General features: G+C 50.6%; 4 protein-coding genes. 1 reads left to right on the top strand and 3 read right to left on the bottom strand.

What is annotated here, in order from left to right:
* Positions 1–155: 155 nt before the first annotated feature.
* Entirely contained in the window at positions 156–605 is a 450-nt protein-coding gene (locus ACTHS3_RS03180; protein ID WP_036493576.1) for a CopD family copper resistance protein, read from the bottom strand.
* 254 nt (positions 606–859) lie between these two features.
* Between ACTHS3_RS03180 and ACTHS3_RS03175 the strand changes: the two genes are divergently transcribed.
* Positions 860–1072: a glycine zipper 2TM domain-containing protein gene (locus ACTHS3_RS03175; RefSeq protein WP_003684747.1), complete on the top strand. Its 213-nt coding sequence runs from the start codon at positions 860–862 to the stop codon at positions 1070–1072.
* 63 nt (positions 1073–1135) lie between these two features.
* Here ACTHS3_RS03175 and ACTHS3_RS03170 read toward each other — a convergent pair whose 3' ends face one another.
* Both ACTHS3_RS03170 and minE read right to left on the bottom strand, forming a co-directional pair.
* Positions 1136–2056 (bottom strand): hydrogen peroxide-inducible genes activator, encoded by a 921-nt coding sequence (locus ACTHS3_RS03170; RefSeq protein WP_003749313.1) that lies wholly within the window; start codon positions 2054–2056, stop codon positions 1136–1138.
* Between the two features lie 3 nt (positions 2057–2059).
* Positions 2060–2323, bottom strand: coding sequence for a cell division topological specificity factor MinE (gene minE / locus ACTHS3_RS03165; RefSeq protein WP_003680625.1), 264 nt, complete (start codon positions 2321–2323; stop codon positions 2060–2062).
* Between the last annotated feature and the right edge of the window lie 30 nt (positions 2324–2353).

The following is a 2353-nucleotide window of genomic DNA, read 5'->3' as shown; positions in this document are numbered from 1 at the left end:
ATGCTGACTTTGTGGGCGCCGTTTTTTTTCAGCGATACCATATCGATGGCGATCATGATTAAGACGGCAATAAAGAAGATGCCGTAAAACATCGGCGAGCCGACGGACGGGTATTGGGTCATAAACAATCCTTGTGTGTGGGGTATGGGTAAGGTTTACCAAGACAGGTAGAACATCGCCTTGGCAAAAAAGACGATAAACAGCATATGGCTGAATACGACGGCGTGTATGTATTTCGACCAGCCGACGGTGAGGGTATGCCGTGCCATTTTGACGACGGCGATGGCAAAATGTACCAAAACGCTTACTGCCAACAGGATTTTGATGCTCAGCATGATGCCGAAGGAGCTGTCGAATGGGTGGTGCAGTATCGGCAGGTAGCGGTTGTATACCATCACGATGCCGCTGATGAACAGGGTAATGACGACAGGCGGCATTACGCGGACGGCACGATAGGACATGGCACGTTCGACTTCGCGGCGCGATTCACGCGAAACGCGGCCGGTGTGTAAAACGGAGAGGACCAGCATTTCGAAAAATACGCCGCCGACAAAGGCAATCGCGCAATAAACGTGGATGATGTGTGCCAGTGCGTAGATACTCATGACGGGTGTTTCCGGTAATTCAGACAAGTCGTCATTGTATCACTACCGAATGCGGTTGATGTATGCGCAATTTTATGCCAAATATATTAAAATTTATAAATATTCTTTTGGAATTGCCGTTTGTTTTTGCATTTAACCGTTCATCAAGAGCGTTATCTTAGTTTAATCTGTCTTTACTTATCAGAAAATATATTAATGAAAGGTTGTGCCATACTATTCCATATAAAGCTTAACCCCTGATGGAGAATCAAACCATGAAGAAAACTTTTGCAAAAACTGTGACCTTGATCATGCTGGCCGCTTCTTTGGGCGCGTGTGCCAATATGACTCAAACCCAACGCAACACTGCTGCTGGTGCGGTATTGGGCGGCGTGGCAGGTAATTTGATTGGTGGCGATACCGGCTCTACCTTGGGTGGCGCGGCTTTGGGTGGTGTTATTGGCAGTCAAGTTCATACCCGCTACTAATCCTTTATTCGGTTTAAAATAAAAAGGCCGTCTGAATGTTCAGACGGCCTTTTGTTTTACGGTTTATTCGTTGACGAACGTTACACCGGTCAGTTGCGATTGCAAAATGGCAGTGCGCAACGCAGTCAGTGCTTTCGGACGGACAAAGTTGCGGCGATAAGCCAAAACGACACGGCGGTGCGGTGCAGTGCCTTCAAACGGGATAATGCTGAAAAGCATGTGGTCGTTTTCGGTCAATGCGGTAGCCGGCATGACGCTGATGGCCAGACCGCTGGCAACCATGTGGCGGATGGTGTTGATGGAGCTGCCTTGCAGGGTATTGGTCAAGCCCTGGATTTTTTGCTTGGAAGCCAATTCGGAACAGCTTGCCAACACTTGGTCGCGCATACAGTTGCCTTCGGATAGCAGCAACACTTGTTCTTCGCTCAAAAGCTGAGGCGTAACGGCATCGAGTTCTTCAAAGTGATGGCCTTTGGGAACGATGACGAAGAAAGGTTCGTCATACAGAGGCTCGGTTACGATGCCCGGCTCTTGGAACGGTTCGGCAACGACGATTGCATCGACATCGCCGCGTTTGAGCGACTCGGTCAGGATGTGGGTATAGTTCTCTTCCAGCATCAGCGGCATTTTCGGCGCGGTTTCACGCAGCGCGGTAATGAGCTTGGGCAGAAGGTAGGGGGCAACGGTAAAAATCAGGCCGAGTTTGAACGCGCCTTCCAATTCGTTTTGCTCTTCATTGGCAAGGTGCTTGATGAGTTCTGCTTCTTCCAGAACCCGGCGGGCTTGGGCGACAATGCGCTCGCCCGCTTCGGTCGTGATGATGTCGTTGCTGCTACGGTCGAACAGGGATACCGACAGCTCTTCCTCCAGCTTTTTGATGGCGATGGAGAGGGTGGGCTGGCTGACAAAGCAGCGTCGTGCGGCACGTCCGAAGTGACGTTCTTGTGCGACGGCTACGATGTAACGCAATTCGGTCAAGGTCATGTGTTAAGCCTTTTTTTGTTCCGGCAGGGTGATGTTCAGCTCAAGAACGTCCAAGCCGTCTTGTTTCTCTTGGGAGATGCGGATGTCGTCCAAGGATACGTTGACGTATTTGGACAGGACTTCCAGCAGCTCTTTGCGCAAGGTCGGCAGATAATCCGGAGCTTGGCCTTCTTGTGCGCGTTCTTGCGCGATGATGATTTGCAGGCGGTCGCGCGCGACGGTGGCGGTTTTCGGCTTTCTGCCGAACAGCATATCGAGCAGTGACATGTATTAACCTCCGAACAGTCGTTTTAAGAA

The sequence above is a fragment of the Neisseria sp. P0009.S007 genome, assembly GCF_051962515.1.
Note: the sequence above shows the minus strand (reverse complement) of the source record. Positions and strands in the feature narration are given on the sequence as shown.